General features: G+C 64.5%; 27 protein-coding genes and 1 pseudogene. 11 read left to right on the forward strand and 17 right to left on the reverse strand.

From position 1 onward, the window contains the following. Positions 1 to 2: 2 nt before the first annotated feature. Complete coding sequence (locus KZZ07_RS12500; protein ID WP_219514540.1) at positions 3 to 1,556, forward strand: alkaline phosphatase D family protein; 1,554 nt, start codon at positions 3 to 5, stop codon at positions 1,554 to 1,556. A gap of 146 nt (positions 1,557 to 1,702) precedes the next feature. On the opposite strand, the gene mnmA is transcribed toward KZZ07_RS12500, so the two are convergent. Further along, positions 1,703 to 2,845, reverse strand: coding sequence for a tRNA 2-thiouridine(34) synthase MnmA (mnmA, locus tag KZZ07_RS12505; RefSeq protein WP_219514541.1), 1,143 nt, complete (start codon positions 2,843 to 2,845; stop codon positions 1,703 to 1,705). A gap of 123 nt (positions 2,846 to 2,968) precedes the next feature. Between mnmA and sciP the strand changes: the two genes are divergently transcribed. The 5 genes from sciP to KZZ07_RS27685 all read left to right on the forward strand — a co-directional run bounded on the left by sciP (position 2,969) and on the right by KZZ07_RS27685 (position 8,714). Continuing rightward, positions 2,969 to 3,247 carry a CtrA inhibitor SciP gene (gene sciP / locus KZZ07_RS12510; protein WP_219514542.1) on the forward strand — a complete coding sequence of 93 codons (279 nt, stop codon included), beginning with the start codon at positions 2,969 to 2,971 and terminating at the stop codon, positions 3,245 to 3,247. Between the two features lie 94 nt (positions 3,248 to 3,341). Continuing rightward, on the forward strand, positions 3,342 to 4,058 hold the full coding sequence (gene ctrA, locus KZZ07_RS12515) for a response regulator transcription factor CtrA (protein ID WP_043139223.1): 717 nt from the start codon (positions 3,342 to 3,344) through the stop codon (positions 4,056 to 4,058). Between the two features lie 61 nt (positions 4,059 to 4,119). Further along, the gene (gene ligA, locus KZZ07_RS12520) at positions 4,120 to 6,372 is read left to right on the forward strand and encodes an NAD-dependent DNA ligase LigA (protein ID WP_219514543.1); all 2,253 of its coding nucleotides are present in this window, start codon (positions 4,120 to 4,122) and stop codon (positions 6,370 to 6,372) included. After that, positions 6,369 to 8,459: an ATP-dependent DNA helicase RecG gene (gene recG / locus KZZ07_RS12525; protein WP_219514544.1), complete on the forward strand. Its 2,091-nt coding sequence runs from the start codon at positions 6,369 to 6,371 to the stop codon at positions 8,457 to 8,459. The genes ligA and recG overlap by 4 nt, the downstream gene beginning before the upstream one ends. Before the next feature lie 132 nt (positions 8,460 to 8,591). Beyond that, positions 8,592 to 8,714, forward strand: a complete 123-nt coding sequence (locus KZZ07_RS27685; RefSeq protein ID WP_255564318.1) for a hypothetical protein — start codon at positions 8,592 to 8,594, stop codon at positions 8,712 to 8,714. A 195-nt stretch (positions 8,715 to 8,909) separates the two neighbouring features. Here the strand turns inward: KZZ07_RS27685 and KZZ07_RS12530 are convergent, their stop codons facing one another. Next, positions 8,910 to 9,362 (reverse strand): iron-sulfur cluster assembly scaffold protein, encoded by a 453-nt coding sequence (locus KZZ07_RS12530; protein ID WP_219514545.1) that lies wholly within the window; start codon positions 9,360 to 9,362, stop codon positions 8,910 to 8,912. Positions 9,363 to 9,410: 48 nt separating this feature from the next. Here KZZ07_RS12530 and hisI point away from each other — a divergent pair, with 48 nt between their 5' ends. Next, the gene (gene hisI / locus KZZ07_RS12535) at positions 9,411 to 9,791 is read left to right on the forward strand and encodes a phosphoribosyl-AMP cyclohydrolase (protein WP_219514546.1); all 381 of its coding nucleotides are present in this window, start codon (positions 9,411 to 9,413) and stop codon (positions 9,789 to 9,791) included. A 5-nt stretch (positions 9,792 to 9,796) separates the two neighbouring features. Here the strand turns inward: hisI and gluQRS are convergent, their stop codons facing one another. From gluQRS to KZZ07_RS12555, 4 genes and pseudogenes are all read right to left on the reverse strand, one after another. Beyond that, a complete protein-coding gene (gene gluQRS, locus KZZ07_RS12540) occupies positions 9,797 to 10,675 on the reverse strand; it encodes a tRNA glutamyl-Q(34) synthetase GluQRS (protein WP_219514547.1) in 879 nt (292 codons plus the stop codon). Next, positions 10,672 to 11,277 (reverse strand): class I SAM-dependent DNA methyltransferase, encoded by a 606-nt coding sequence (locus tag KZZ07_RS12545; RefSeq protein ID WP_219514548.1) that lies wholly within the window; start codon positions 11,275 to 11,277, stop codon positions 10,672 to 10,674. Before KZZ07_RS12545 ends, gluQRS begins: the two co-directional genes overlap by 4 nt. 12 nt (positions 11,278 to 11,289) lie before the next feature. Next, positions 11,290 to 12,654 (reverse strand): methylenetetrahydrofolate--tRNA-(uracil(54)-C(5))-methyltransferase (FADH(2)-oxidizing) TrmFO, encoded by a 1,365-nt coding sequence (trmFO, locus tag KZZ07_RS12550; RefSeq protein ID WP_219514549.1) that lies wholly within the window; start codon positions 12,652 to 12,654, stop codon positions 11,290 to 11,292. A gap of 111 nt (positions 12,655 to 12,765) precedes the next feature. After that, positions 12,766 to 13,557: pseudogene (locus KZZ07_RS12555) on the reverse strand (enoyl-CoA hydratase); the annotation flags it as partial. A gap of 120 nt (positions 13,558 to 13,677) precedes the next feature. Here KZZ07_RS12555 and KZZ07_RS12560 point away from each other — a divergent pair. Continuing rightward, positions 13,678 to 14,031, forward strand: coding sequence for a PaaI family thioesterase (locus KZZ07_RS12560; RefSeq protein WP_255564334.1), 354 nt, complete (start codon positions 13,678 to 13,680; stop codon positions 14,029 to 14,031). Between the two features lie 71 nt (positions 14,032 to 14,102). Here KZZ07_RS12560 and speE read toward each other — a convergent pair whose 3' ends face one another. From speE to KZZ07_RS12580, 4 genes are all read right to left on the reverse strand, one after another. Continuing rightward, positions 14,103 to 14,957 carry a polyamine aminopropyltransferase gene (speE, locus tag KZZ07_RS12565; protein WP_219514552.1) on the reverse strand — a complete coding sequence of 285 codons (855 nt, stop codon included), beginning with the start codon at positions 14,955 to 14,957 and terminating at the stop codon, positions 14,103 to 14,105. Between the two features lie 141 nt (positions 14,958 to 15,098). After that, entirely contained in the window at positions 15,099 to 15,620 is a 522-nt protein-coding gene (speD, locus tag KZZ07_RS12570) for an adenosylmethionine decarboxylase (RefSeq protein WP_219514553.1), read from the reverse strand. 200 nt (positions 15,621 to 15,820) lie between these two features. Next, a complete protein-coding gene (locus KZZ07_RS12575; RefSeq protein ID WP_219514554.1) occupies positions 15,821 to 16,867 on the reverse strand; it encodes a hypothetical protein in 1,047 nt (348 codons plus the stop codon). Then, a complete protein-coding gene (locus KZZ07_RS12580; RefSeq protein WP_219514555.1) occupies positions 16,864 to 17,187 on the reverse strand; it encodes a hypothetical protein in 324 nt (107 codons plus the stop codon). The genes KZZ07_RS12575 and KZZ07_RS12580 overlap by 4 nt, the downstream gene beginning before the upstream one ends. A 258-nt stretch (positions 17,188 to 17,445) precedes the next feature. Between KZZ07_RS12580 and rplM the strand changes: the two genes are divergently transcribed. The 3 genes from rplM to KZZ07_RS12595 all read left to right on the forward strand — a co-directional run bounded on the left by rplM (position 17,446) and on the right by KZZ07_RS12595 (position 19,571). Further along, positions 17,446 to 17,910, forward strand: a complete 465-nt coding sequence (gene rplM / locus KZZ07_RS12585; RefSeq protein WP_219514556.1) for a 50S ribosomal protein L13 — start codon at positions 17,446 to 17,448, stop codon at positions 17,908 to 17,910. Further along, positions 17,910 to 18,398: a 30S ribosomal protein S9 gene (rpsI, locus tag KZZ07_RS12590; protein ID WP_219514557.1), complete on the forward strand. Its 489-nt coding sequence runs from the start codon at positions 17,910 to 17,912 to the stop codon at positions 18,396 to 18,398. Before rplM ends, rpsI begins: the two co-directional genes overlap by 1 nt. Before the next feature lie 135 nt (positions 18,399 to 18,533). Continuing rightward, the gene (locus KZZ07_RS12595) at positions 18,534 to 19,571 is read left to right on the forward strand and encodes a glycosyltransferase family 2 protein (protein WP_219514558.1); all 1,038 of its coding nucleotides are present in this window, start codon (positions 18,534 to 18,536) and stop codon (positions 19,569 to 19,571) included. Here the strand turns inward: KZZ07_RS12595 and KZZ07_RS12600 are convergent. From KZZ07_RS12600 to KZZ07_RS12630, 7 genes are all read right to left on the reverse strand, one after another. Continuing rightward, positions 19,558 to 20,421, reverse strand: a complete 864-nt coding sequence (locus KZZ07_RS12600; protein WP_219514559.1) for a hypothetical protein — start codon at positions 20,419 to 20,421, stop codon at positions 19,558 to 19,560. The genes KZZ07_RS12595 and KZZ07_RS12600 overlap by 14 nt on opposite strands. A 111-nt stretch (positions 20,422 to 20,532) precedes the next feature. After that, entirely contained in the window at positions 20,533 to 21,153 is a 621-nt protein-coding gene (locus KZZ07_RS12605) for a TetR/AcrR family transcriptional regulator (protein ID WP_219514560.1), read from the reverse strand. Positions 21,154 to 21,163: 10 nt separating this feature from the next. After that, the gene (gene ppk2 / locus KZZ07_RS12610; RefSeq protein ID WP_219514561.1) at positions 21,164 to 22,033 is read right to left on the reverse strand and encodes a polyphosphate kinase 2; all 870 of its coding nucleotides are present in this window, start codon (positions 22,031 to 22,033) and stop codon (positions 21,164 to 21,166) included. A gap of 88 nt (positions 22,034 to 22,121) precedes the next feature. After that, positions 22,122 to 23,090: an alpha/beta fold hydrolase gene (locus KZZ07_RS12615; protein WP_370631147.1), complete on the reverse strand. Its 969-nt coding sequence runs from the start codon at positions 23,088 to 23,090 to the stop codon at positions 22,122 to 22,124. 31 nt (positions 23,091 to 23,121) lie between these two features. Then, positions 23,122 to 24,057: a homoserine O-succinyltransferase gene (locus KZZ07_RS12620; protein WP_219514562.1), complete on the reverse strand. Its 936-nt coding sequence runs from the start codon at positions 24,055 to 24,057 to the stop codon at positions 23,122 to 23,124. 409 nt (positions 24,058 to 24,466) lie between these two features. Continuing rightward, on the reverse strand, positions 24,467 to 25,327 hold the full coding sequence (locus tag KZZ07_RS12625; protein WP_219514563.1) for an ATPase: 861 nt from the start codon (positions 25,325 to 25,327) through the stop codon (positions 24,467 to 24,469). Between the two features lie 53 nt (positions 25,328 to 25,380). Then, positions 25,381 to 26,292, reverse strand: coding sequence for a DMT family transporter (locus KZZ07_RS12630; RefSeq protein ID WP_219514565.1), 912 nt, complete (start codon positions 26,290 to 26,292; stop codon positions 25,381 to 25,383). Positions 26,293 to 26,328: the final 36 nt, after the last annotated feature.

Below are 26,328 nucleotides of genomic sequence, written 5' to 3' on the forward strand. Positions count from 1 at the left end.
CCATGTCCAAAGCCAACCTCCTGTTGCCCCGTCCCAATCGCCGCGCCTTCCTGGCCGGGTCGACCGCATTTGTCGCATCGCTGGCCATGCCCGCGATCAGCCGTGCCTCGGCACGCCCGATCTTTACCCACGGTGTCCAGTCCGGTGACGTCGACCTGTCCTCGGGCATGATCTGGACCCGCACTGACCGTCCGGCTCGTGTGATGATGGAGGTTGCGACCACAGAGAGCTTTGCCGATGCCCGCCGCCTCGCGCCGTTGGATGCGCTGCCCGAAAGCGATTTTGCGGTCAAGCGCCTGCTGACCGACCTGGCCTCGGACCAGGATGTCTTCTACCGCTTCACCGCCGCCGACCTGAGCGACATCAACGCCGTGTCCGACCCCATCGTGGGCCACTTCCGCACCGCGCCGGGCGCGCGCCGTTCCGTGCGCTTTGCCTGGTCGGGCGATACCGCCGGTCAGGGCTGGGGTATCGACGACGAAGGCATGCGGACCTATGCCACGATGGCCGGGCATCAGCCCGATTTCTTCCTGCATTCCGGTGACACCATCTATGCCGATGGCCCGATGCAGGACGAGGTCGAGAAGGACGGCGAGGTGATCTGGAAGAACGCCGTGCTGACCGACGAGAAACGCAAGGTCGCCGAGACGCTGGACGAGTTCCGCGGCCAGTGGAAATACAACATGATGGACGAGCACGTTCTGGCGATGAACGCCGCCGTGCCGACCTTCTTCCAATGGGACGATCATGAGGTGGTCAACAACTGGTCCTCCTCGCGCAGCCTGATGGAGGACGACCGTTACACCGAGAAGTCGGTGCATGTGCTGGCAGCGCGCGCTGGCCGCGCCTTTCATGAGATGGCCCCGATCCGCTACACCCCGGCAGAGCCGGGCCGCGTCTATCGCAAGATCTCCTATGGTCCGATGCTGGACATCTTCTTCCTGGACCTGCGCAGCTATCGTGGGCCGAACACCGAAAACCTGCAGGATGAACTGACGGACGAGAGCCGCATCCTGGGCCGTGAGCAGATCGAATGGCTTCAGCGCGAACTGACGCAGTCCAAGGCAACCTGGAAGGTGATCGCCTCGGACATGCCGATCGGCCTGGTGGTCGGTGGTGGCCAGGAGGCGATTGCCAATGGGGACGACGGCGCCGCCAAGGGCCGCGAGCTGGAAATTGCGGGCCTGCTGCGCTTCATCAAGGCCGCCGAGATCCGCAACACGGTCTGGCTGACCGCGGACGTGCATTATACAGCCGCGCATCACTATTCGCCGGATCGCGCGCAGTTCCAGGACTTCGCGCCCTTCTGGGAGTTTGTCTCGGGTCCGTTGCACGCCGGCACTTTCGGCCCGAACGACCTGGACATGACTTTCGGTCCCGAGGTTCGCTACGTGAAGGCGCCGGAAGAAGGCCAGGTGAACCTGCCGCCCTCCGCCGGTCTGCAGTTCTTTGGCCTCGTCGACATCGACGGCGCAACCGAACAGTTGACCGTACGTCTGATGGACCGCGCGGACACCGAACTGTGGTCCGTGACGCTGGATCCCGAGCGCGCCTGACCGCTGCACGCTCATTACAAATGGGCCGCACCTCGGGTCGGGGTGCGGCCCTCAAATCTTCGACCTGTGTTTCTTTGGGCTGAAAATACCTCCGGGGAGCGCGAGGGGCTGGCCCCTCGCTCCTGCTCCTGCCGCCCGCGCGGCGGTCAGTACCCGCGCCAGATCCAGCCGCCGCCAAAGATGCGGGACCCTTCGGGCGCGTAGAAGACGCAGGCCTGACCCGGGCTGACACCTTCCTCGGCCACCACCAGTTCCACCTCGGCCTCGGTCTCCGAGATCGGGCGGACCACGGCCTCACGCGGGGGCCGGGTCGAGCGGACCTTGACCATCAGCTCCCATTCCTCGCGGCTGGTGAAAGGCGCGTCACCCAGCCAGTTGATCTCACGAACGGGGACCTTGCGGGTAGCCAGCAGTTCCTTGGGGCCGACGATCACTTGCCGTGCTTCCACGTCAAGTTTCACCACGTAGAGCGGTTCCGACAAGCCGCCAATGCCAAGGCCCCGGCGCTGGCCGATGGTGTAGTGGATGACGCCGTTGTGCTCGCCCAGCACACGGCCATCCACATGCACGATCTGGCCGGGTTCGGCGGCGCCCGGACGCAGTTTCTCGATCACGGCGGCATAATTGCCGTCGGGGACAAAGCAGATGTCCTGGCTGTCGGGTTTCATCGCCACGCTCAGCCCGTATTTCGCGGCCAGCGCGCGGGTCTCGTCCTTGGAGGGCAGGTGCCCTAGGGGGAAGCGCAGGAAATCGAGCTGCTCCGGCGTCGTGGAGAAGAGGAAATAGCTCTGATCGCGCGAGGCATCGGCGGCGGAATGCAGTTCCGAGCCGTTTTCGCCGGTCTTGCGCTGAATGTAATGGCCCGTCGCCATGCAGTCGGCATCCAGATCCTTGGCGGTTTCCAGCAGGTCCTTGAATTTCACCCGCTCGTTGCAGCGGATGCAGGGCACCGGCGTGGCGCCGCCAAGGTAGCTGTCGGCAAATTCGTCGATCACGGCTTCGCGAAAGATATTCTCATAGTCGAGGACGTAATGCGGAAAACCCATCGATTCGGCGACCCGGCGGGCGTCGTGGATATCGATCCCGGCGCAGCAGGCGCCTTTCTTGGCCAGCGCCGCGCCGTGATCGTAAAGCTGCAGGGTCACGCCCACCACGTCATACCCCTCGTCCTTGAGCATGGCGGCCACGACGGAACTGTCGACGCCGCCGGACATGGCGACGACCACGCGGGTTTCGGATGGCGGTTTGGGCAGGCCCAGCGAGTTCAGCGGGCGCGTGTCGAGGGGCATGACGACTCTCCTTGGAATGGCCCGAAATATAGGAAAATCCGACCTATTCTCAAGGGGGCGTTTCAGTCGTCGTTAAGTGCCGCGTGGCTTTATGGCCGCCATCGAAATGTTGGAGCAGGCAACATGTACCTTAAAAAGATCGACGGTCCGCGCGCGGTGAAGCTTCCTGATGGCAGCACGATGACTCGTGCAGACCTGCCGCCCCGGGAAACCCGCCGCTGGGTTGCCTCGCGCAAGGCCGCGGTGGTCAAGGCGGTGACCTTCGGACTTATCAGTCACGATCAGGCCAAGGACCATTACAATCTCAGCGACGAGGAGCTACTGGAGTGGGTGAAAGCCGCGACCGAACATGGCGAGGACGCCCTGAAAGTCACCCGGGTGCAGAAATATCGTCAACCTTGAGTTGAAGTATTGATCCTTCCGGTTATGGTAACAGGGCGTTAACCTTTTTAGATGAAACATGGGCACAACCTGAAGACATTGCCCGGAGACCCAAATGCGTATCTTGCTGGTTGAAGACGATCCCACCACCTCGAAAAGTATCGAACTGATGCTGAGTCATGCCAATCTCAACGTCTATTCGACCGATATGGGCGAAGAGGGGATCGACCTGGCAAAGCTCTACGATTACGATCTGATCCTGCTGGATCTCAATCTCCCGGACATGAACGGGCATGAGGTGCTGCGCCAGTTGCGTGTGGCACGGATCGACACACCGATCCTGATCCTGACCGGCGAAGACGATACGCAGTCCAAAATCAAGGGCTTCGGGTTCGGGGCCGACGATTACATGACCAAGCCCTTTCACCGCGACGAACTGGTGGCGCGCATCCACGCGATCATCCGCCGTTCCAAGGGCCATTCGCAGTCGATCATCCGCACCGGCAAGATTTCGGTCAACCTGGATGCCAAGACGGTCGAGGTCGCGGGCAAACCCGTGCATCTCACCGGCAAGGAATACCAGATGCTGGAGCTGCTCTCGCTCCGCAAGGGCACGACCCTGACCAAGGAAATGTTTCTTAACCATCTCTATGGCGGCATGGACGAACCCGAACTGAAAATCATCGATGTGTTCATCTGCAAGTTGCGCAAGAAACTGTCGGAGGCCACTGGCGACGACAACTACATCGAGACCGTCTGGGGCCGTGGTTACGTCCTGCGCGATCCCGAGCCCAGCCAGGATGAACCCAAGGCGATCGCCGCGAACGGGTGATGACTGGACCTTGCCCGTGACCCCGCCTATCACTTCGGGCAGGTGAGATGCGGGGGCGGAAATGGCCAGGACAGCCTTCAGTGACAAGTCGGTCGGGGATCTGACCGAGACAGAGGCGCGAGAGGAACTCGCGTCTCTTTCGCATATTCTGGGTGAGGCGAACCGGGCCTATCACGCTGAAGATGCGCCGGATATTTCCGACGCTGAATATGACGCGCTGAAAATGCGCAACCTCGAGATCGAGGCGCGTTTCCCTGACCTGAAACGCGACGACAGCCCCAGCGAGCAGGTGGGGGCATCCCCGGCAGAGGGATTTTCGAAGGTCCGGCACTCGATCCGCATGATGTCGCTGTCCAATGCCTTTGAGGATGCGGACATCACGGATTTCGATTCTTCGATCCGGCGGTACCTTGGGCTGGGGGCAGAGGCGCCGTTGCGCTACACGGCCGAGCCCAAGATCGACGGGTTGTCCCTCTCGCTGCGTTACGAGGCGGGCAAACTGGTCCAGGCGGCCACCCGTGGCGATGGGACCGAGGGCGAGAACGTGACCGCAAATGCCCGGACCATCGCGGATATTCCCGAAGTGCTCACCGGCGCGCCCGACGTGCTGGAGGTGCGCGGCGAGGTTTACATGAGCCACGCCGACTTCGAGGCGCTGAATGCCCGCCAGGCCGAGCGCGGCGGCAAGACATTTGCCAACCCGCGCAATGCCGCCGCCGGATCGCTGCGGCAACTGGATTCGGATATCACCCGCAGTCGGCCGCTGCGTTTCTTCGCCTATTCCTGGGGAGAGCTTTCCGAGCCCCTGGCCGAGACGCAGATGGCGGCCATCGAACGCTTTGCTGCGCTGGGATTTCAGACCAACCCGCTGACCCGCCTGTGCGACGGGCCGGACCAGATGCTGGAACACTACGCGCAGATCGAGGAACAGCGCGCGACGCTGGGCTATGACATCGACGGGGTCGTCTACAAGGTCAACGATCTGGATCTTCAGGCGCGACTCGGGTTCCGCTCGACCACGCCCCGCTGGGCCATCGCGCATAAATTCCCCGCCGAACTGGCCTGGACCCGGCTGGAGGCGATCGACATCCAGGTTGGCCGCACCGGCGCGCTCAGCCCGGTGGCGCGACTGACCCCGGTGACGGTCGGCGGCGTTGTCGTCTCGAACGCCACGCTGCACAACGAGGATTACATTGCCGGACGCGACAGCAGCGGCAATTTGATCCGAGGGGGCAAGGACATTCGCATCGGTGACTGGGTGCAGGTCTATCGCGCCGGCGACGTGATCCCCAAGGTGGCGGATGTGGATCTGTCCAAACGCCCCGAGGGCGCCGCCCCCTATCCCTTCCCGACAACCTGCCCGCAATGCGGGTCCGATGCGATCCGCGAAGAGGGCGACGCCGCGCGCCGTTGCACCGGCGGTCTTGTTTGCCCTGCACAGGCCGTTGAAAAGATGAAGCATTTCGTTTCCCGCGCGGCCTTTGACATCGAAGGGCTGGGGGCGAAGCAGGTCGAACAATTCCATGCCGACGGATGGATCAGCGAACCGGCGGATATCTTCACGCTTGAAGACCGCTATGGCAGCGGCATGCAGCAGCTCAAGAACCGCGAAGGCTGGGGGGAGAAATCCGCCGCCAATCTCTTTGCCGCCATCGAGGAACGGCGCAGCATCCCGCTGGCGCGGCTGATCTTTGGCCTGGGGATTCGCCACGTCGGAGAGGTGGCGGCCAGTGACCTGGCGCGGCATTTCGGGACCTGGGATGCGTTGGTCACAGCCATCGACGTCGCCGGTCCCGCGGCAAAGGCGCAGCGCGAAGCCGATGCCGCCGAAGAGGCCGAGCGCCGGGCCGCCACGGCCGAAGGGCGCCGCGCACGCATCAAGGAAAGCCGCGATTTGGCCTGGGTCGATGTGCCCGCCGAGGCGCGCGCCGCCTGGGACGAGATCACCGGCATCGACGGCATCGGGGCGACGGTCGCCGTCGCCCTCGTGACCAGTTTCACGCAAGAAGCCGAACGTGCCTCGATCGACCGCCTCACTGCCCATCTGGCCATTCAGGAGGCCGAACGGCCCGACACCGAGGGCTCGGCCGTCGCGGGCAAGACGGTGGTCTTTACCGGGTCGCTTGAACGCATGACCCGGGCCGAGGCCAAGGCGCGGGCCGAGGCGATGGGGGCCAAGGTCTCGGGCTCGGTCTCGAAGAAGACGGATATCGTGGTCGCGGGCCCGGGCGCGGGCAGCAAGGAGAAAAAGGCGCGTGAGCTGGGCCTGACGGTATTGGATGAGGACAGCTGGCTGGAGCTGATCGGCGCATGAGTGGACGGCCCGAGCCGCTCTGGCCGCTGTTCGCCGATCTTACCGGTCTGGACGGGATCGGGCCGAAATCGGCGCAGGCCCTCGAGGCGGCGGGGATCGAAACCCCGCGCGATCTGCTGTTCACCTTGCCCTATTCCGGCATCGACCGGCACTTGAACGACAGCGTGATCGCGGCCGAACTGCCCGGTGTCGCGACGGTCGAGGCCATGATCGGCAACCACCGGCCCGCCGCGCGGCGCGGCGGGGCCTACCGGGTCGAGGCCGATGATGCGCGCACACGGTTCCAGGTGGTCTTTTTCCACGGCGGCGGCGAATACATCAAACGCATGCTGCCCACAGGGCAACGCCGCATCCTCTCGGGCCGGGTCGAACTGTTCGACGGTGTGCCGCAAATGGTCCACCCGGAACACATGCTGCGCCCCGAAGAGGCGGATCAATTGCCGGGGTTCGAGCCGGTCTACCCGCTTACCGGCAACATCACGCAAAAGCTGATGACCCGGGCGATGACCGACGCGCTCACGCGCCTGCCGGATCTGCCAGAGTGGATCGACACGGTGCAGAAGTCCTCTGAGGGATGGCCCGATTGGGACGCTGCGCTGCGTGCGGCCCATGCGCCTGAGGGCCAGCAGGATCTGTCGCCCACGGCGCCGGCCCGCGCGCGGTTAGCCTATGACGAGTTGATGGCGCACCAGTTGACCCTAGCCCTGGCGCGGGCAAAACGGCGTCGCGCGCCGGGAATTGTCAGCCAGGGCACTGGCCGCCTGCGCGACCGGGTTCTGGCCGCATTGCCCTATAGCCCCACCGGCGCACAGACGCTTGCCATCCGTGAAATCGCAGAGGACATGGGCAAGCCGCAGCGGATGAACCGGCTGTTGCAGGGGGACGTGGGCTCGGGCAAGACGCTGGTCGCCTTCATGGCACTGCTGACCGCGGTCGAGGCGGGCGGGCAGGGCGTCATGATGGCCCCGACCGAGATCCTGGCCCGTCAGCACCTTGAGGGCTTGCAGCCGCTTGCCGAAAGCGCGGGCGTGGTGCTGGATTTGTTGACGGGGCGCGACAAGGGGGCGGAGCGCAAGGCCAAGTTGTCCGCGCTGGCGCGCGGTGACATCCAGATCCTTGTTGGCACCCATGCGGTGTTCCAGGCGGACGTGGAATTCGCCGACCTGCGGCTGGCCATCATCGACGAACAGCACCGCTTTGGCGTACGCCAGCGCATGGAACTCGGGAAAAAGGGCGTTGGCGCGGATGTGCTGGTCATGACCGCAACGCCGATCCCGCGCAGCCTCGCGCTGGCGCAGTACGGGGATATGGATGTCTCTGTGCTGGATGAGAAACCGCCAGGCCGCAAACCGGTCAAGACGGCGTTGATTTCCAACGAACGCATGGAGGAGGTTGTCGATCACCTGCGCGGCGCCATTGCCGAGGGGCGGCAGGCCTACTGGGTCTGTCCGCTGGTCGAGGAAAGCGAAAGCTCTGACCTCGTGGCGGCCGAGGCCCGGTTTCAGCACCTGCGCGCGGCGCTTGGCGAAGGTGTGGTGGGTCTTGTGCATGGCCAGTTGCCACCCGCCGAAAAGGACGCGGCGATGGCGCGTTTCGTGGCCGGAGAGACGTCCGTTCTGGTGGCGACAACGGTGATCGAGGTGGGGGTGAACGTGCCCAACGCCTCGATCATGGTGATCGAGCGGGCCGAGAGTTTCGGCCTGGCGCAGTTGCACCAGTTGCGGGGGCGTGTCGGTCGCGGCGAGGCGGCTTCGACCTGCCTGCTGATGTACCAGCCCCCCCTGTCCGAGACCGGCATGAAACGGCTGACGACCCTGCGCGAAACCGAAGACGGGTTCCGCATCGCGGAGGTCGACCTCGAGATGCGCGGCGCGGGTGACGTGATCGGCGTGGCGCAGTCGGGCTTGCCACGGTTCCGGGTGGCAGATCTGGAACGGCAGGCGGCGCTGATGTCGGTGGCCCAGTCCGATGCTCGCAGGCTCTTGGCAGAGGACCCGGACCTGACCGGGCCGCGCGGACAGGCGGCGCGCCTGCTTCTCTGGCTGATGCGGCAGGACGAGGCCATCCGCCTGATCGGTGTCGGCTGACGTCAAGCGCCCGGGACGGTCGCGTTTCCCTTGCGGCTCACAGTTTGTTCTCAAATGTTCTCATTAAGTTCTTTACAGGGCGTTAAGAATATGAGAACAAAGGGTCAACAAACGGAACATTGGAGCCGCGCCATGATCGACACCGTCAAGACCGTACTGAACCGCCAGCACGATACGCTCTGGCAGGATGCCCTCGGCGCCGTTTCCCTGGCGGTGATCTTCATCGGTGCGCTGCACCTGCCGTCCGTTTTCTGAGTTTCTGCCTGCGTGTCTGTAGCCCTGGTCTTTTGCACATCTCCTGTCCCGATGTGCCGCCTGTCCCCAGATCGGTTCGCCTGCCTGTAACCGATCACGACCACGGTCCCCTACGGATCGACACGCTCCTTGCCGCCGCCTCCTTGTCCCGGAGTGCGGCGGCTTTTTTCTTTTCAGGGCAGATGGTTGACCCGGTCAGGCAGACTGGGAGTCGCGCGCTTCCTCGACCGCCTGGCTGGCCGCATCCAGTGACAGCATGATCGAAGCATGCCGGTTCTTGTAGGCTGCGGCCGGTCGTAGCACCTCAAGCCCGTCGAAGGGCGCGGGCGGGGTCGGGCCGTCCTCTTTCAGCATGGCGCGCAGCGCATCGCGGGCGGTCTGGATTTCTTCGGGGGTGCGTCCAATAATGGCGCCGCCCACGACAGAGGCCGCTGCCTGGCCAAGGGCACAAGCCTTCACGTCCTGGCCGAAATCCGCAACCTTGCCGTCCTTCAGGGTCAGGTCCACTGTCACGGTCGACCCGCAGAGCGGCGAGCGCTTCTTGACGCTGACCTGCGGATCCTCGAGCCGGGCATTATGCGGGATGTCCGCCGCCAGTTCGAGGATGCGACCGGAATAGAGCTTGATCAGGTCGGTTTCGCCGCTCATGGCTTTCTCCTGCTGCAGGTCTTCCATACATAGGCGGCACGATCTCCGATGCAAAAGGTTTTTCCAATGGCTTTCGACACCTCCACACTAAAGTATGATGATCGCGGCCTCATTCCCTGCATTGCGCAGGATGCCGAAGGGGGCGAGGTGTTGATGATGGCCTGGATGAACGCTGAGGCGGTAGCCAAGACACTGGAAACCGGTCGCGTCACTTATTGGTCGCGCTCCCGGCAGTCTTTCTGGATCAAGGGAGAGACCTCGGGACACGTGCAGGAACTGGTGGACCTCCGCGTGGATTGTGACCGCGACTGCCTTTTGGCCCTGGTCCGTCAGACGGGGCCGGCTTGCCATACCAATCGGCGCAGCTGTTTCTATACCGCCCTGCGCGATGGCGACGAGATCGAGCTGATGAAACCGATGAGCGACTAGCCGGCTCAGGCCGTCAGGCCGACCATCTCGCGGATCTCCTGTGGGCGTCGTCCCTCGGCGCGGTAGGTGGCTATGGCCCGGGCGTCGTCACGCTTGGCCAGGCGGCGACCAGTCTCATCTCGGATCAGGCGGTGGTGCAGGTAGACGGGCGTTTCCAGCCGCAGGAGCGCCTGCAAGAGGACGTGGATCTGCGTGGCGTCGAACAAGTCTTCACCCCTGATTACATGGGTGATGGCTTGGGCTGCGTCATCCAGCACGACGGAAAGATGATAGGATCCGAAAAAGTCTTTACGGGACAGAACGATATCGCCAACTCTTGATGTAAGGTCGTCGCCGGAGACCATGATCCTGCGCCCCGGTGCGCGGCCGTCCGGACCGGTTTCCACGAAGCCGGCCAAGGGTGTCGCCAGCGCCGCTAGTGCGGCCGCCATGTCCAGTCGCAGCGCCATCCCGTCAGGAGGCTTGGCGGTATCCCGTGGATAGCGGTGCCGACAGGTGCCAGGATAGATGAGTCCGTCGGGGCCATGCGGTATCTCCGCGCCCTCCTGGGGGGCCGAAACGGCGGCGGCAATGTCGCGGCGCGTACAACTGCAGGCATAGAGCAATCCGCGCGACCACAGCTCCTGAAGCGCAGCGCCATAGGCCTGCGTGCGGTCGGACTGGCGCATCGGTAGGGCATCCCAGGTCACACCGAGCCATGTCAGGTCTTCGAGGATCTGGCGTTCCCATTCCGGGCGGGAACGGGTGTGATCTATGTCCTCGATCCGCAACAGGAAACGCCCCGCCGCCGCGCGCGCCAAATCATGCGCCAATAGCGCCGAATAGGCATGCCCCAAGTGCAGCGGGCCGGTCGGGGACGGTGCAAAACGCGTGGTGAATATCACTTCTTTTCAACGACATAAACGGTTGATTCGATGTTCTTTCCCGGCAGGTGGGGGCCGTGTTCGCGGAAGAGTTGGGTCAGGCTCCCGTCGGCGACACGGCGATCCACCAGCGCTTCGAAGTCCGGGTCCTCCAGCGTGTGATCGTTGAAGGAAAAGACACAGATCGCGCCCGGTTCCAACGCGTCAAAAATCCGTTCCAGCGCGTGCAGAGGGGCCGCTCCGGCCCCGATCACGCCGATGGCCGCGATGGCGGCATAGCCGCCGGGCAGCGGGTCGTCGCTGCCGATTTGCGACAGCCTGCGGTAGGTCTGGCGCTCTCGCGCCAGGTCCAACATGCCCGACGACAGGTCGACGCCGTCGATTGTGGTGAACCCGGCCAGGCGCAACGCCAGTCCGGACAAGCCGGTGCCACAGCCGAAATCGAGGATGGGGGCAGTCGGATCTGGCATCAGCGCATGCAGGGCCTCGGCGCAGCGGCGCGGCGTGGCATAGCCTTCACCCTCAACCGCTGCGTCATAAGTCTTTGCCCAGGCGTCATAAAGTTCCCGGGTCTCGTCGTCGGTGCGGGCCGTGTAGACCTTGTCGAGGTAGGGATCGCTCATGCGGTCAGGGTTCTACTCCGCGGCCTGGCCGTCAACCCCCTGTTCGGCCAACCAGGCGCTCCAGACTTCCTTGGCCCGGTCGGTGTAGCCCTTGTAGCGCTCCCGACGTCCCTTGCGGCCGCCGCGCAGACCTTCGAGCGGACGGAACAGGCCGAAGTTGACGTTCATCGGCTGAAAGGTCTTGGCTTCGGCGCCCCCTGTGATGTGGTGGATCAGGGCGCCATGAGCGCTGTCCTGCGGCACGGAAGGCATTGTCTTTCCAAGGATTTCCGAGGCCGCCATGCGCCCGGAGATCAGCCCCATCGCCGCCGACTCGACGTAGCCCTCGACCCCGGTGACCTGTCCTGCGAACCGGATGTTCGGCTTGGACCGCAGGCGCATCTGATCGTCCAGAAGCGTGGGACTATTCAGGAAGGTGTTGCGATGGATGCCTCCAAGGCGCGCGAAACTGGCGTTCTCCAGACCGGGAATCATCTTGAAAACAGAGGCTTGTGCGCCGTACTTCATCTTGGTCTGGAAGCCGACGATATTGTAGAGCGTGCCCAGAGCGTTGTCGCGGCGCAACTGGACGACGGCATAGGCTTTTTCTTCAGGCTTGTGCGCGTTGGTCAGGCCGATGGGTTTCATTGGACCGTGGCGCAGGGTCTCACGTCCCCGTTCGGCCATGACCTCGATTGGCAGGCAGCCGTCGAAGTAACCCGCTGTTTCGCCTTCATGAAATTCGGTCTTGTCCGCCGCCAGCAGCGCGTCGATGAAACCCTCGTACTGATCCTTGGTCATGGGGCAGTTGAGGTAGGCCTTGCGCTCTTCTTCGGTTTCGCCCTTGTCATAGCGGGATTGCCGCCAAGCCACTGACATGTCGATACTTTCCGCGTAGACGATTGGCGCGATAGCGTCGAAAAAGGCCAGCCGGTCAGAGCCGGTCTCGCGCTGGATCGCCTCACCAAGAGCGGGCGAGGTCAAGGGGCCGGTGGCAAAGATCCATTGGCCTTCATCCGGCAGCGTGTCGATTTCCTCGTGGGAAATCATGATGTTGGGGTGCTCCCGCAGGGCGGCGGTGACGCTTTGTGCAAAGCCTTCACGGTCCACGGCCAGCGCGCCACCCGCAGGCAGGCGCCGGTCATAGGCCGTTGCCATGATCAGCCCGCCGGCCTGCAGCATCTCCCAATGCAGCAGGCCCACGGCATTCTGTTCGTGATCATCCGACCGGAAGGAGTTGGAACAAACCATTTCTCCAAGGTTTCCAGTATTATGCGCGAAGGTCTTCACCTTGGGGCGCATCTCGTGCAGGACAACCCGCACGCCCATGTTGGCGGCCTGCCAGGCCGCCTCGGATCCGGCCATTCCGCCGCCGACGATATGCAATTCCTGTGTCATGGCGCGCATCTAGGCCAGGACAGCGGCGCTGCCAAGACCCCTCCGGATTTTGTACGGTTTGTACAAAACGTACGCTATTTCCGACGTTTTGTACAAACCGGCAGGAAAGCCTTAACCCTTTTGCCAGTCAGGCGGGCGTTTCTCCAAAAACGCCGAGATTCCCTCGTTGGTGTCACGCCACAGCATGTTCTCGACCATGACCTGACCGGCGTGGGCATAGGCGGCGTCCAGATCCATCGTGATCTGTTCGTAGAAGGTGCCCTTGCCGATCTTCACCGCCGCCGTCAGCTTGGCGGCGACGGTCTCGGCCAGATCGCGCGTCGCGGTTTCCAGCTGGTCATGGGGCACGACCTTGTTGACCAGGCCCGCGGTCTCGGCCTCTTCGGCGGACAGGAACCGGCCCGTGGTCAGCATCTCGAAGGCTTTCTTGCGGTGGACATTGCGCGTCAGCGCCACCATCGGCGTCGAACAGAACAGCCCGATGTTCACCCCGTTGACGCCAAAGCGCGTGCCTTCGGCCGCCACGGCCATGTCGCAAGAGGCGACAAGCTGGCAGCCGGCGGCGGTGGCGATGCCATGCGCCTGCGCGATCACCGGCTGGGGCAGGCGGGTCAGCCCGGTCATGACGCTGGAGCAGCGGGCGAACAGATCGGCGAAATAGGCGCGGCCGCCGTCCTCGGCCTGTCGGCCTGCCTGCATCTGTTTCAGGTCGTGCCCGGCGCAGAACGCCTTGCCCGCGCCCGAGATCACGACAACGCGTGTCTCGCGGTCCTCGGCCAGGGCGTCGATCTGTGCCTGCAGCGCGGCCAGCATCTCGTCCGACAGGGCGTTCAGCCGGTCGGGCGCGTTCATGTGCAGATGCGCGATGCCGTCCGTGTCGCGACGTTCCAGGATTTGCATCTTGTCCTCCTCGTTTGGGGCAGATTAGCTGCCGCCAGATCGGGAGGGAAGACGGTGACGCTGAAACTGAATGCCGCAGAGGTGACTGAGTACCTGGAGGAGGTTTTTCCGCAGGTGGATGGCATGTTCGGGATCGACAGGCTGGACGAGGACCTGCTGGTCATGCGGCTTTTCAACGACGAGCGGCACCTGCGTCCCGGCGGCACGGTGTCGGGCCCCGCGATGTTCAGCCTGGCGGATGTGGCGGCCTATGTGGCGACGCTGGCGCGAATCGGGAAACAGGCGCTGACCGTCACGACGCATTGCTCGATCGACTTCATGCGCAAACCCGCCGCCGGGGTGGACCTGCTGGCCGAGGCACGGGTGCTGAAGCTGGGCCGGACGCTGTCGGTGACGGATGTGCTGCTGTTCAGCGAGGGGCAGGCCAAGCCGCTGGCCCATGCCTCGCTGACCTACTCCATTCCGCCGGGGCGGTGAGGGCGCGGCGGGGTAAACCCCGCCCTACACCTGTGGTCGCTTCGGGTGAAAGATCCCCCGGTGATCTGGCGTCAGGGCATCAGTTTCAGCACGTAGCCGGGCAGGGCAAAGGCGGCCTTGTGCACCTCGGGCGTGTAGTAGTCGCAGGCGATCCCGGCGGTGGCGAAACGCTCTGTCAGGTCCTTGACCGTCACGCTGCGCGCCGCGCTATCGGTGCCCCAGCCAAAGGCCATCGGCCCGCCGGCGTAGGTGGGCACCGTCGCCATGTAGCAGGTGGCATCCGAGAACAGCGCCTTGAAGGCGCGCATGCTGTTGGTCAGTTCCTCACCCTGCAGGAAGGGCACGCCGTTCTGCGTCACCAGGATGCCGCCCGGGGCCAGCGCACGTTTGGCGTGGCCGTAGAAGGTATCGGTGAACAGGACCTCTCCGGGGCCGATGGGGTCTGTGCTGTCGACGATGATGACGTCATAGCCGCCCTGGGTGATCTTCATGAACTCGGCGCCGTCAGCGATCACCAGGTCCAGCCGGTCATCGTCAAAGGCCCCCTGGCTGAGCATGGGCAGGTATTGCTTTGAGAATTCGACCACCCCGGCGTCGATCTCGACCATCGTGACCTGGTCGACGCTGGCGTGTTTCAGAACCTCGCGCGCCATGCCGCCATCGCCGCCGCCGACGATGCAGACCCGTTTCGCCGCGCCGTGGGCAAGGATCGGCACATGGGTCAGCATTTCGTGGTAAATGAAATTGTCGCCCTCGGTGGTTTGCACCACGTCGTCCAGCGTCAGCATCCGGCCAAAGGTGCCGTTCTGAAAGACGCGCAGGCGCTGGTGGTCGGTCTCGCTGTCGTAGAGCAGCTTATCGACGGTGAAGCTCTGGGAATAGTGCGGGTGCAGGGTTTCGCGCATCCACTCGGGCGAGTCGGTCATGTCTTCGGTCTCCTTTCGGCGTCCACGCGCGAGGATAGCGGCGGCGCCGGGCATCTCAACGGGTGACAAGGAAAAGGGCGGCCGGGGCCGCCCTTGCTCGTGCGTCTGCACCGGTCAGGCCGATGTCCTTGCGCGTCGCGATCAGGCCGCGACGCCGGCCTCTGACACAACACCCTCGCCGCGCTTGAGTTCCTTGACGCGCACGTCGGCGGTGGCAAAGGCACGGCCCAGAACGTCGACGGCCTTCCAGGGTTCGGCATCGCCGCACATGAAGACGTCGAAGGCGCCATAGCCGATTTCCGGCCAAGTGTGGACCGAGATATGGCTTTCGGCCAGCACGGCCACGCCGCTCACGCCCTGGGGGCTGAACTTGTGCGTGTGGATATGCAGGAGCGTCGCGCCGCAGGTCTCTACGCAGTCGCGAAAGGCCTGCTGAATGCGCGCCTCGTCGTCCAGGCCCTCGCCATCGACCACCTCGATGATGAGATGGGTTCCGGCAAAGACGCTGCCGTCACGGCGGATGAAATGGTCGTCGCGGTCTTCGTCGAAGACATCGCGCGGCGATACGGATTGATTGGCGGGGGCGAGACCCCGGGTGGTGTCTTCCTCTTGGGCGCCTGTCTCCAGACCGTACCCCAGTTGGAAGAGGTTGATGTCCTTCATGACATGCCTCCTTCAAGCCAGCAGTGCGTTCCAGTCGGTCCCTTAGCGCCCCCCGAAGACACATGAGCCCAGCACATGGCTGGGCGTCCGGGTTGGGATCGGGTCCGAAAGTGAGGCCCACCTAAGAGCCCGCCTTGAGTCGTTCAAGAGAAAATTTCTGCAAACGCGAGAAAACCCGCCATGCGCGGTCGGGCGCGGCGTCAGGGCGCGGCGCCGATGCCCCAGAGCAGGCCGAAGGCGATGACCGCCAGGCTGGCGACGGCGGCGTAGCCGGTCAGCTTCCACCGGCAGAAGGGGCGTTCGCCGAAGGTGCGCCCGTCGAGGCCGGAGACGACCACCTTCATCGGCGTGTCGTTCCAGCGGTAATGCAGGATCCAGACCGGCAGCAGGATCCGGCGATAGCGGATGCCCGAGGTGTCGGCGTTGAAGCCGATGTTGGACACGCGGCTCTTGTTGATATGGCCCTTGATGCGGTTGCGGATCAGCAGCCGCTTGTCCGCCTCGTTGGCCGACAAGCCCTCGGCCACACTCTGGTGGTGGCGTTCTGCGGCGAACCCGGCAAGATACCCGGCGCGGTAGGGGCGCAGGCGGCGCGGGTCGAAATGATGCAGGATGCCGTCGCGGATCAGCGGCGTGACATGCGGGCTGGCGGGCATCAACAGGTCGTCGAAATCCACCGTGAGCTTGCCGCTGGTGCGCCGGGTGCGGCGGTTCTTGCCGCTGCCGGTGGTGTAGCTGGCCCAGTAGTCCACCGCCTCGGTGCTGTCGAAGGTCCAGAACGGCGCGTATAGCCCGGCGACGCGGCCCTTTTCGACGGTTGCGGCCAGACCGTTTGGCGCCGCCAGCCGTCCGCGCACCCAGTCCAGCGCGTGTTCCTGCGCGTCCTTTTCCGGCACGCGAAAGGGGATCAGGGCGGTGGTGCGATAGCCGGTGTCCGCCGAGGACAGCACCACCGCGCCGTCGCAATAGGGGCAGCGGTCGGACAGCGCGGCGCCGGTAAAGACCACCTCGCCGCCGCAGGTTTCGCAGCGGTGGGCGCGGCTGTCGGGCAGGTCTGGCGGCAGGGTTTCGGGCGTGTCGGCGTGATAGTCCGTCTCGGCGCTGGCGGCCCCGTCCCATGGCGTTTCCAGCGTCCGGGTGTTGCCGCAACTGGTGCAGGCCAGGGCCTGCGCCGCGGGATCGTAAAGACACTGACCGCCGCAGGCGGGGCAGCGCAGCTCTGACTGGTCGGTGTCGATCACGTTCATGAATCCGCGTCCGAAAGCGCGCTGGCGATGTGCAGCAGGATTTCAAGCCGTAGCCAGGACCGCGCGATGGCCCCGTCAAGATCGCCCGAGGCGCCCCAGTCTCCGATGATCGTGGCGAAAAACCAGGTGGCCATTGCCCAGATCGCGATCCAGGACCATCCTGCGATGGTGCGCAGGAAGCCGGCCGATCCCTGTTTCAGCTCGTGTTTGGCCTCGTAGACGTGCACCAGCTTGCGCATGGCACCGGCGCCGACGGCGGTCGAGGCCGCAAGCAGGGCGAGGCCGGAAAGGAGTGGACCAAGAAAAGAGAGTGGTTGCATCGGGGATCTTGTCGTTGTTTGCGCGCAGACTGCATGGCGGTCGGGCGCGTCGCAAGGCGGTATTCCCTGACCTTGTGCGGAGGCAAAGGGGCGTCAAAATATGGGGTAATATGTTACCGTAATCTTAAGTGATTGATTTTGTGAATTTAATTCTGCACCAGTGCGCTTGACTGGAAATTTGGCCTGCGTATAACGGCGCAATCGAATTCAGGGCCGGGGCTTTGCCTCGGCTTTCTCACTCGAAACGGACCGATACATATGAAAACCTACTCTGCAACTCCGGCAGACATCGACAAGAAATGGATCGTGATCGACGCCGAAGGCCTCGTTCTGGGTCGTCTTGCGTCGATCGTCGCCATGCGGCTGCGCGGCAAGCACAAGCCCTCCTTCACCCCGCACATGGACTGTGGTGACAACGTCATCATCGTGAACGCGGACAAGGTGCAGCTGACCGGCAAGAAGCGCGAAGAGAACTTCTACTGGCACACCGGCCACCCGGGCGGCATCAAGTCGCGCACCAAGGCGCAGATCCTTGAGGGTGCCCACCCCGAGCGCGTGGTCTTTCAGGCTGTCAAGCGCATGCTGCCGGGCAACCGCCTGTCGCGCAAGGTGCTGACCAACCTGCGCGTCTATGCCGGCGCCGAACATCCGCACGAGGCCCAGAACCCCGAGGTTCTGGACGTCAAATCGAAGAACTCCAAGAACACCCGGGTGTCGAAATAATGGCTGATCAGATCAACTCTCTGGAAGAGCTGGGCGCCGCAGCGGGCGTCGAAGACGTGGTTGTCGCCGATGAGACCCCGCGCGAGCCGGTCCGCGACGAACTGGGTCGTTCCTATGCCACCGGCAAGCGGAAGGACGCGGTGGCCCGCGTCTGGATCAAGCCGGGTTCGGGCAAGGTGACCGTCAACGGCAAGGACATGGACACCTATTTTGCCCGTCCGGTTCTGCAGCTGATCCTGCGGCAGCCGTTCCAGGTTGCCGGTGTCGAAGGCGAATTCGACGTCTACGCCACCGTCAAGGGCGGCGGCCTCACCGGTCAGGCCGGCGCGGTCAAGCATGGTGTCTCGAAGGCGCTGCAGCTGTTCGACCCCTCGCTGCGTGGCCCGCTCAAGGCGGCCGGCTTCCTGACCCGCGACAGCCGCGTTGTCGAGCGTAAGAAGTTCGGTAAGCGCAAGGCGCGTCGTTCGTTCCAGTTCTCGAAGCGTTAATCGTTTCGATATTGCGATTGCAGGGGCCCTTCGGGGCCCCTTCTTTTTTGTATCGTTGGGGGTTCCACCCCCATGCTTGCCTGTGGCAAGTCCCCCGAAGTATTTGGGGCCCAAAGAAACAGGGGAGTGGCGCGGGTGGAGGCTGTCGGAATCGAGGACGCGGGCCGTCTGGCGCGCGTGGTATCGGGCGAGGTAGACCCGGCGCGGGTCACGCTGTTTTCCACCATGAAGAACGAGATGGGGTTCCTGCCGGCCTGGCTGGATCATCACCGCGCCATCGGGTTCGAACAGTTCCTGATCTGGGATGACGCCAGCGACGACGGGTCGTTCGACTACCTGTCGGGGCAGCCCGACGTGATTGTCATGCAGTCGGATCTCTCTTTTGGTGACCTGTTGCGTTACCGTGACCCGGACGGGACCGAACGCGAGGAACGCGCGGGCACCTATTTCAAGATCGCCTTGCCGCATCTGTTTTTCGTCGGTGCCTTTGTCGGCTACGTCGATGCGGATGAATTCCTGATCCTGCCGCCGGGTGTCGGTTCGATCCACGCAGTGGTGGACCGGCTGGAGGCCGCGGGCGCGCCTTCGGCTGTGGCCTCGGTGGTGGAGTTCTTCCCGGCCTCGGCCTCGGGTCTGGCGGGGGCCTTGCCGCAGAGTTTCGACGCGCTGATGGCAGCCTACCCCTTTTTCCAGTGCGAACAGTTGGTCGACCTGCGCGAGGGGGCCCAGCCGGAGCTGATGGGCAAGTCCAAGACGGCGCGGCTGTTCAAACGCTACGCGGTCGCGCCTCAGGTGGTGCGCCAGGGGTGGCAGCGGGTCTGGATGTCGTCGAAGGCGAAGAAGGCGCAACAATTCCAGAAATCGCCCCGGCACAAGACACCGCTGGTGCGGCGCGACGCGCAAAGCCGGTTGACCGGGTCGCATTATGGCAACCTGCCGCCGTCCTCCGAGGTGTTGCTGACGGTTGCGCATTTTGTCTTTACCGCGCAATTCGCCGAAAAGATCGACCGGGCGACCGCCTGGGGCGCCCATGCCAATGCCGCCGCCAAGTATCGCTATTACGCCCAGTTGCTGGAGCGGATGCGGGGCGTCGAGGATGGTTTCCTCGACGAGAACTCGGTGGCCTACGAGGGGCCGGAACAGCTGGTGCGCTGCGGGCTCATGCGCTGGTAGGCCGCAGAACGAAACGGGCCGAGGGCCAGGCCTCGGCGACCTGGGGCAGGCGGCGGGCCGCGGCCTCGTAGACCGGGGCATAGTGGTGGGCGATCTCACCCTCCAGGTCCTCGGAGAGCCCCGACCCCTTGGCGCGGCTGTTGACCGCGCGCATCCCGGCCTGGGCATCCACCGGCACATCGGCAAAGCGCGACAGGTTGGCGATGCCATTGGCGGTAAAGAGCGTCTCGAACGGGGTCAGGAAGATGTCGCCCGGGTCAAAGACCGCCTCGATCGCCGACAGGGTCTGGTCGTATCGACTGCGGGCCTCGGCCTCATGCGAGGCATAGAAGGCACGCAGGGGGGCTTCGTTCTCGGCGGCCTCGGGCAGGCGGCCTTTTTCCATCTCCATCCGCATGTGAGACCGCAGGCGGTCGACCGGGTCGCGCATGGAAAACAGCAGTTTGACGGCGATGTCCCGGCTGGCAAAGCCATCGCGGATGCGGGCCAGCGTCTTGGCGGGAAGCGCCGCGTAAGAGGGGGTGATGTCGCCGGTCCGGATGATCCCGTCCTGCGCCAGCAGCCCGGCGAAATAGTCGAAATAGGCGTTTTCATCCTGTTGCAGGCGCCAGCGCAGGTGCGCGGCGGGTTCCGGCGCCCCCAGGGCCACCTTGGCGCGGGCGCGCAGCTTGCCCAGCATCGAGGGTTCGGGGGCACGGTAGCGGGCAAAGACGCCGCCCAGTTGGTGCTCCCATGTCTGGTATTCGCCCATGCGGCCGAAATCCGATCCCGGCTGCCGCGCCAGGTAGGCCTGGATCCAGGAGGATCCGCATTTCTGGCCACCGAGGCCTAGAAAGAAGGTCCTGGTCATCCTGGCTCTCCTGCGCGGGTGGGGGCGCTTGCCCCGGTGTTTCTTTGGGCCGGAAATACTCCGGGGGGCTTGCCGCTGGCAAGCGGGGGCAGCGCCCCCTCCCGGCCCGTCCTACTGATCCGGCGCCAACAATCCCAGCCCGCGCAGATAGATGCCGATGCCCGATTCCAGCAGGTCCTCGGGCGGGAAAGGCGCCTGGCTGCCGGGTGAGTTGCGGGCGAAAAGCTCGACCACACCGTGGCTGAGCGCCCAGATATGGGCCGAGAACATGGCTGGCGGCGGGCGTTTCTCCGGTGGGATGTGCTGCGACAGTTTCTCCGCCGCAGTTTCCAGCACCGCGCGGGCCCGGGCCGAGGCCATCGCCAGTTCCGGTGAATGGTTCACCGAGATGCCGGATTCGAACATCGCGATGTAATGGCCCGGATAGCGTCGCGCAAAGGCAAGATAGGCGCGGCCCGTCGCCTCGAAGGCGGCCAGTGCCGAGGGCTGGCCCTTGTCATAGGCGTATTGCATCACGTCGGCGAAGATCTCATAGCCTTGGCGCGCGGCCTCGGCGATCAGGTCTTCGCGTCCGGAAAAATGCCGGTAGACCGCCGCCGGGGTCACACCGGCCTGCTTGGCCGCCTCCGACAGCGTGAAGCCCGAAGGTCCTTTCTCCTCGATCAGCTTCAGCGCGGCCTCGACCAGCGCCTGGCGCAGGTTGCCGTGATGGTATCCGCGTTTCTTGACCATGTCCGGCCCGTCAGGCCTCCCAGATCTCCGGCCCGCCCAGGACCTTGGAATCGGCCGTGCCCACGGCCTTGTTGTCCTTGCGGGCATAATCCAGATGGGTCAGCACGTGGCGGATCGCGGCAAGGCGGGCGCGTTTCTTGTCATCCGACCGGATGACTGTCCAGGGCGCGGGGGCAGTGTGGCTGCGGGTCAGCGTTTCCTGGATGGCGCTTGAATAGGCGTCCCAGCGGGCCAGCCCCTCGACGTCGATGCGGCTGAGCTTCCACTGTTTCAGCGGGTCCTTCTCGCGTTTCATGAAGCGGCGGAGTTGTTCGGCGCGGCCCACGTTCAGCCAGAATTTGAAGACATGGATTCCCTCGTCCACCAGCATCTTTTCGAAGGCGGGAACCTGGCTGAAGAAATGCTCGCGATGCGCGTTGTCGCAAAAGCCGAAGACATGTTCCACCACGCCGCGATTGTACCAGGACCGGTCAAAGAAAACGATCTCGCCCGCGGCGGGCAGGTGGTCGATGTAGCGTTGGAAATACCATTGCGTGGCCTCGGTATCCGAGGGTTTCCCGAGCGCTACAACACGGGCGCCGCGCGGGTTGAGGTTCATCCGGAAGCGTTTGATCGTGCCACCCTTGCCGGCGGCGTCGCGCCCCTCGAAGACCAGCGCGAGACGGGCGCCGGTTTCCTTGGCCCAGGCCTGCATCTTGACCAGTTCGATCTGCAGGCGCTCCATCTCCTTTTCATAGGCCTTGCGCTTCATCTCCTCGGAATAGGGATAGCTGGTGTCGAGGATGTCGTCCTTGTCGGCGCGACTGATCGCCTCGCGCACGGGCTTGGGGGCGTCATGCTCGAAGTAGCTGGAAATGGCGCCGTCGAAGGGGAGCGTCATGGAGGGCCTCATGCGTCTAAGTGACCGACACTATGGGATGTTAAGAGGATTAACGCAAACCATTGTCCGCCTGGTTGCGTACCTCGTCTCAGCGCAGGCCCGCCCGTTCGGCGGCGCGGCGGACGGCCTCGATCACGGCGCCGGGGCGGGCGTGCTGGGGCATGTGGCCGACACCCTCCAGAGGAGTGACGCGGGCGTCGGGCAGCAGCTTGTCGGCGGCGACGCTGTGGATTTCGTAACCGACCGTGGTGTCGGCGGTGCCATGCACCAGCTCGACCGGGATCGTCATCTGCGGATAGCGTTTCGACATCTTCACCAGCGCGGGGCGCAGGGCGGCGACCTGGCGGCCATTGGCGCGGATCGTCTCGCGCCGCAGGCTGAGCCCGGGGCCGATGTGATCGAGATAGCCGGGGGGCACGTCCTGCGGCGCAAAGATGCCCGCCACGGCGTTGCGGGCCCGGTCGCGGCCGTAATAGGCGGTGACGAATTGCGGCACGACGGCGCCGCCCAGCGGGTTGCCCAGCACCTGATATTGGCTGTCGAGCGCGCCGGGCCAGGGCATGATCGCGCCGCCCAGGCTGACGACGGCGGCGGCGTCCTGGTCCAGCCCCCAGGCCATCGCCACCGCACCGCCAAAGGAGTGGCCGACCACCACGGGCCGTCTGACGCCGAGTTTCGCCGCCGCTGCCGCCAGCGCGGCGGCCTGGTCCTGCGGGGTTTCCGCGCGGGCGTTGAAAGCGCCCTGAAAGCGCGCCTGCTGCGTGGTATAGCCCAGCCCCGGACGGTCAAAGGCGGTCACGCGATAGTCGCGCGCCAGCCGGTCGACCAGTTGAAAGGTGAAATCGCGCAGGTTGCCGCTGGCCCCGTGCAACAGGACAACGTCCGGGCCGCTGCCTTTCTGGACGTAGTGGACCCGCAGGCCGTCGACCTCGACGAACTGGCCCACGGGGGGCCAGCGTGTCTCGGCGTCACGCTCCATGCGGTCGGCCCGGATCTGCGTGACGGCGCAGCCGCCCAGCAACGACAAAAGAAGAACGGCACCCAGGATACGCAACACCTTTTACTCCGGTTTCGGATCGGGCCCCCGGTCAGGCTTCGACGGGGGCCTTTCCGATCAAGGATAGGTCGAAAGGCGTCGACTGGTAGATCTGGTTGATCCAGTTTCCGTAAAGAAGATGCGCGTGGCTGCGCCAGCGGTTCTGCGGCGGTTTCGACGGGTCGTCGTCCGGATAGTAGTTGGCCGGCACGTTGATCGGATTCCCCGCCGCGATATCGCGGTCATATTCTTCCTTCAGCGTGCCGCTGTCATATTCCAGGTGGTTGAAGATATAGAGCGCCCGGTGACAGGGATCTTCGACGAGGCAGGGGCCGGTTTCCTCGGAATCGATCAGGAGCGGCAGGCCCGCGGCGATGACCTCTTCGCGGTGGATCTCTGTCCAGCGCGACACGGGGATCACCATGTCGTCGGAGAAGCCGCGCAGGTAGGGAGAGGCCGGTTCCAGGTTGCGGTGCCGCACGGCGCCAAAGGCCTTGGCATCCAGCATGTGTTTCTTCACGCCGTGGAAATGGTTGATCATCGCCATTCCGCCCCAGCAGACGCCGAAGGTCGAATGCACATGCGTTTGGGTCCAGTCAAAGACCTGGCGCAGCTCGTCCCAATAGGTCACCTCGTCAAAGCGCAGATGTTCGATCGGGGCGCCGGTGATGATCAGCCCGTCGAATTTTTCGCCGGAGGCGGCCACCTCGGTGAAGGGCCTATAGAAGGTCTCCATGTGCTCGGCGGCGGTGTTCTTGGTCTGGTGCTCGGACATGCGGATCAGGCTGAACTCGATCTGCAGCGGCGTGGCCCCGATCAGGCGGGCGAACTGGTTTTCCGTCTGGATCTTCTTGGGCATCAGGTTGAGCAAGCCGATGCGCAGCGGGCGGATGTCCTGCCGGGCTGCCTGTTCCTCGGTCATGACCATGACACCTTCACGTGTGAGCACGTCGAAGGCGGGCAGGTCGGAGGGCAGCTTGATGGGCATCGGTCGGGTCCTTTCACGGCGCGGAGGCCTAGATAGGGGATCGGCTGTCATGGGGCAAGCAGGAGAAACGGGCCACCCGCGCCGATCCGGATCAATTGGCCGGGGCGGCGACGGGGAAGCGGTTAAAACCGGGGATGAGGCGGGGGCGACTGGGGCCGTCAGGGCGGCCTTGTGCCAGCCACATATGTGCCGGCCCGGATCGCCGGTCCGCCCTCACGGGCGCCGGCGCGACGATGGGGGTGGGGCCCGCCTTGTCCGCCGGTCTTTCCGAATGTGAACCAGAATGTTCGCATATGCGACCGACACTATGTGTCGGGGCCGTCCCTAGCAACAGCCTGCGGCGGATCGGGCAAAGATATTGCCGTGGGCGTCCATTTCTTGTGCAGGGGCCCCGTGCCGGTGGCGCGGATCAGCCCTGCGGCAGGGCGGCGGCGATCAGCTCGATGAAATCGGACTGGTCGCGGACCTGGGCCATATCCGTGGCCTCGACGGTCACGCCCCATTTGCCGGCCATCGCCTCGTAAAGCGGCTGGCGGTGGGCCAGGGCCTGGGCATAGGTCCAGCGGATGAAGGTATCGGGGTCGACCTGTTGTTCGGTCAGGTCGAATTCCTCAAGGTAGCGTGCCCAGGCGTCTTCGAGGAAGGCGGGCTGGTAGGCCATCGGCTTTGGCGCGCGGTCGAACCGACGGACCAGTTCCTCGGTATGGGCCTCGCTGCCCCTGATCCAGACCATCAGCGCCTGCTGGCTGAGCGCGGTCAGGATCTCGTCCTCGGGGTCGGCGGGATCGACCCATTCGCAGATGCTGCCGCCCGTGTCGCAGATGAAGTGCGGATAGCCATAGAGATCCTCGGCCCGCCAGATGAAATACTCGGTGTCCAGCAGGGCCTGGCGTTCGGCGCGTTCGAATTGCGACTGGCGCAGGCGGTAGGTGTCCATCGTCAACCCGCCAAGCTCGGGGTTGCCGGGCTTGCCGAGGTAGGTCGAGACCGGGGTCAGGTTGTTGAACGAGATATTGGAGCCGATGTAGATGGAATCCGTCAGCAGCAGCTTGCGCAGGAAGGGGACCTGCATCGCGTGCCGCTTGGCATTGTCGGCGATGTATTCGTCCATGTACCGGGTGCCGATGCGGTAATCGATGGAATAGTGGAACCAGCCGCCTTCCTCGCGCAGAAGGTTCGACACATGTGTCTTGCCGAGGCCCGACATGGCATAAAGCACAACGCGTTTGCTGGGCGCATCGCGCCAGGCCTGGGCAGTGGGGTAGAGCATCGCGGTTCGCATCCCGTATTTGCGGTTTGAACCGGATTACGCGGCACGCGCCGTCAGGTCAAACCCTTGACCGCCCTGCGGTAGAGCCGTCCGTCCAGAATGGTGAGACCGAGGGCAAGCAAGGCAAGACCGGCGTAGGCCCCGGGGTGCAGGTCCTCTTTGCGCACCAATGCGCCGAGAGCAATGGCCACGGGCGGAATCAGGAGGGTGACAAGCATCAGGTTGCCCGCGCCCGCCATCGCCAGAACCCGGTAATACAGCAGATAGGCCAGCGCGGTGGCGATCAGCGCGTAATAGAGGATGCCGATCCAGGTTGCAGAGGAGAGCGCGAGGCTGGGCAGGCCTTCGGTCATCAGGGTCAGCGGCGCCATCACCAGCGTCGAAGAGGTCAGCATCCCGGCGGCGGCGGCAAGGGGCGCCAGCCCGCGCAGGTGCACGCGCGCCCAGGCCCCGGCGCAGGCATAGGACAGCGTGCCCGCGATCACCGCAAGCTGCGCGGTCGAGGTCAGGTCGAGGTTCAGCAGCGCCGCCGGTCCGATCGCCGTCACAACCCCCGCAAAGCCCAGCGTGACCCCCAGCGCCTTGCGCGTGGTCAGGCGTTCGTCGGCAAAGACCGCAGCGGCCACCAGCACGCCGAAGATTGCCGTGGTGGCATTGAGGATCGAGGTCAGGCCCGACGGGATGTGCAGTTGCCCCCAGGCCATCAGGGTAAAGGGGATCACGTTGTTGAGCACGCCCATCACCAAGAGCGCGCGCCAGGTGCGCCATCCGCTGGGCAGGGCGATCCCGCGCCAGAGGATCACCGGCCAGAGCACAAGCGCCGCGATACCGGTGCGAAAGAGGACAGAGGTGAGCGGCCCGATCTCGTCCAGCGCTGTGCGGATGGCAAGAAAGGAGCCGCCCCAGATCAGGCCCAGCAAGATCAGCTCGGCCCAGGCGCGGGGGGAGAGGGAGGTCTGTGTCATGGCACCGGATTAGTCCCGGGCGACAGGTGGCGCGAT

Origin of the sequence: Mameliella sp. CS4, from assembly GCF_019392335.1 — a bacterium.
GTDB lineage: Bacteria > Pseudomonadota > Alphaproteobacteria > Rhodobacterales > Rhodobacteraceae > Antarctobacter.

What these genes read in the sequence shown, in the direction of transcription:
- KZZ07_RS12500 (WP_219514540.1), top strand. Translation starts at nt 3, where the DNA reads ATGTCCAAAGCCAACCTCCTGTTGCCCCGTCCCAATCGCCGCGCCTTC.
- mnmA (WP_219514541.1), bottom strand. Translation starts at nt 2,845, where the DNA reads ATGCCCCTCGACACGCGCCCGCTGAACTCGCTGGGCCTGCCCAAACCG.
- sciP (WP_219514542.1), top strand. Translation starts at nt 2,969, where the DNA reads ATGTACCTTAAAAAGATCGACGGTCCGCGCGCGGTGAAGCTTCCTGAT.
- ctrA (WP_043139223.1), top strand. Translation starts at nt 3,342, where the DNA reads ATGCGTATCTTGCTGGTTGAAGACGATCCCACCACCTCGAAAAGTATC.
- ligA (WP_219514543.1), top strand. Translation starts at nt 4,120, where the DNA reads ATGGCCAGGACAGCCTTCAGTGACAAGTCGGTCGGGGATCTGACCGAG.
- recG (WP_219514544.1), top strand. Translation starts at nt 6,369, where the DNA reads ATGAGTGGACGGCCCGAGCCGCTCTGGCCGCTGTTCGCCGATCTTACC.
- KZZ07_RS27685 (WP_255564318.1), top strand. Translation starts at nt 8,592, where the DNA reads ATGATCGACACCGTCAAGACCGTACTGAACCGCCAGCACGATACGCTC.
- KZZ07_RS12530 (WP_219514545.1), bottom strand. Translation starts at nt 9,362, where the DNA reads ATGAGCGGCGAAACCGACCTGATCAAGCTCTATTCCGGTCGCATCCTC.
- hisI (WP_219514546.1), top strand. Translation starts at nt 9,411, where the DNA reads ATGCAAAAGGTTTTTCCAATGGCTTTCGACACCTCCACACTAAAGTAT.
- KZZ07_RS12545 (WP_219514548.1), bottom strand. Translation starts at nt 11,277, where the DNA reads ATGAGCGATCCCTACCTCGACAAGGTCTACACGGCCCGCACCGACGAC.
- trmFO (WP_219514549.1), bottom strand. Translation starts at nt 12,654, where the DNA reads ATGACACAGGAATTGCATATCGTCGGCGGCGGAATGGCCGGATCCGAG.
- KZZ07_RS12560 (WP_255564334.1), top strand. Translation starts at nt 13,678, where the DNA reads ATGTTCGGGATCGACAGGCTGGACGAGGACCTGCTGGTCATGCGGCTT.
- speE (WP_219514552.1), bottom strand. Translation starts at nt 14,957, where the DNA reads ATGACCGACTCGCCCGAGTGGATGCGCGAAACCCTGCACCCGCACTAT.
- speD (WP_219514553.1), bottom strand. Translation starts at nt 15,620, where the DNA reads ATGAAGGACATCAACCTCTTCCAACTGGGGTACGGTCTGGAGACAGGC.
- KZZ07_RS12575 (WP_219514554.1), bottom strand. Translation starts at nt 16,867, where the DNA reads ATGAACGTGATCGACACCGACCAGTCAGAGCTGCGCTGCCCCGCCTGC.
- KZZ07_RS12580 (WP_219514555.1), bottom strand. Translation starts at nt 17,187, where the DNA reads ATGCAACCACTCTCTTTTCTTGGTCCACTCCTTTCCGGCCTCGCCCTG.
- rplM (WP_219514556.1), top strand. Translation starts at nt 17,446, where the DNA reads ATGAAAACCTACTCTGCAACTCCGGCAGACATCGACAAGAAATGGATC.
- rpsI (WP_219514557.1), top strand. Translation starts at nt 17,910, where the DNA reads ATGGCTGATCAGATCAACTCTCTGGAAGAGCTGGGCGCCGCAGCGGGC.
- KZZ07_RS12600 (WP_219514559.1), bottom strand. Translation starts at nt 20,421, where the DNA reads ATGACCAGGACCTTCTTTCTAGGCCTCGGTGGCCAGAAATGCGGATCC.
- KZZ07_RS12605 (WP_219514560.1), bottom strand. Translation starts at nt 21,153, where the DNA reads ATGGTCAAGAAACGCGGATACCATCACGGCAACCTGCGCCAGGCGCTG.
- ppk2 (WP_219514561.1), bottom strand. Translation starts at nt 22,033, where the DNA reads ATGACGCTCCCCTTCGACGGCGCCATTTCCAGCTACTTCGAGCATGAC.
- KZZ07_RS12620 (WP_219514562.1), bottom strand. Translation starts at nt 24,057, where the DNA reads ATGCCCATCAAGCTGCCCTCCGACCTGCCCGCCTTCGACGTGCTCACA.
- KZZ07_RS12625 (WP_219514563.1), bottom strand. Translation starts at nt 25,327, where the DNA reads ATGCTCTACCCCACTGCCCAGGCCTGGCGCGATGCGCCCAGCAAACGC.
- KZZ07_RS12630 (WP_219514565.1), bottom strand. Translation starts at nt 26,292, where the DNA reads ATGACACAGACCTCCCTCTCCCCCCGCGCCTGGGCCGAGCTGATCTTG.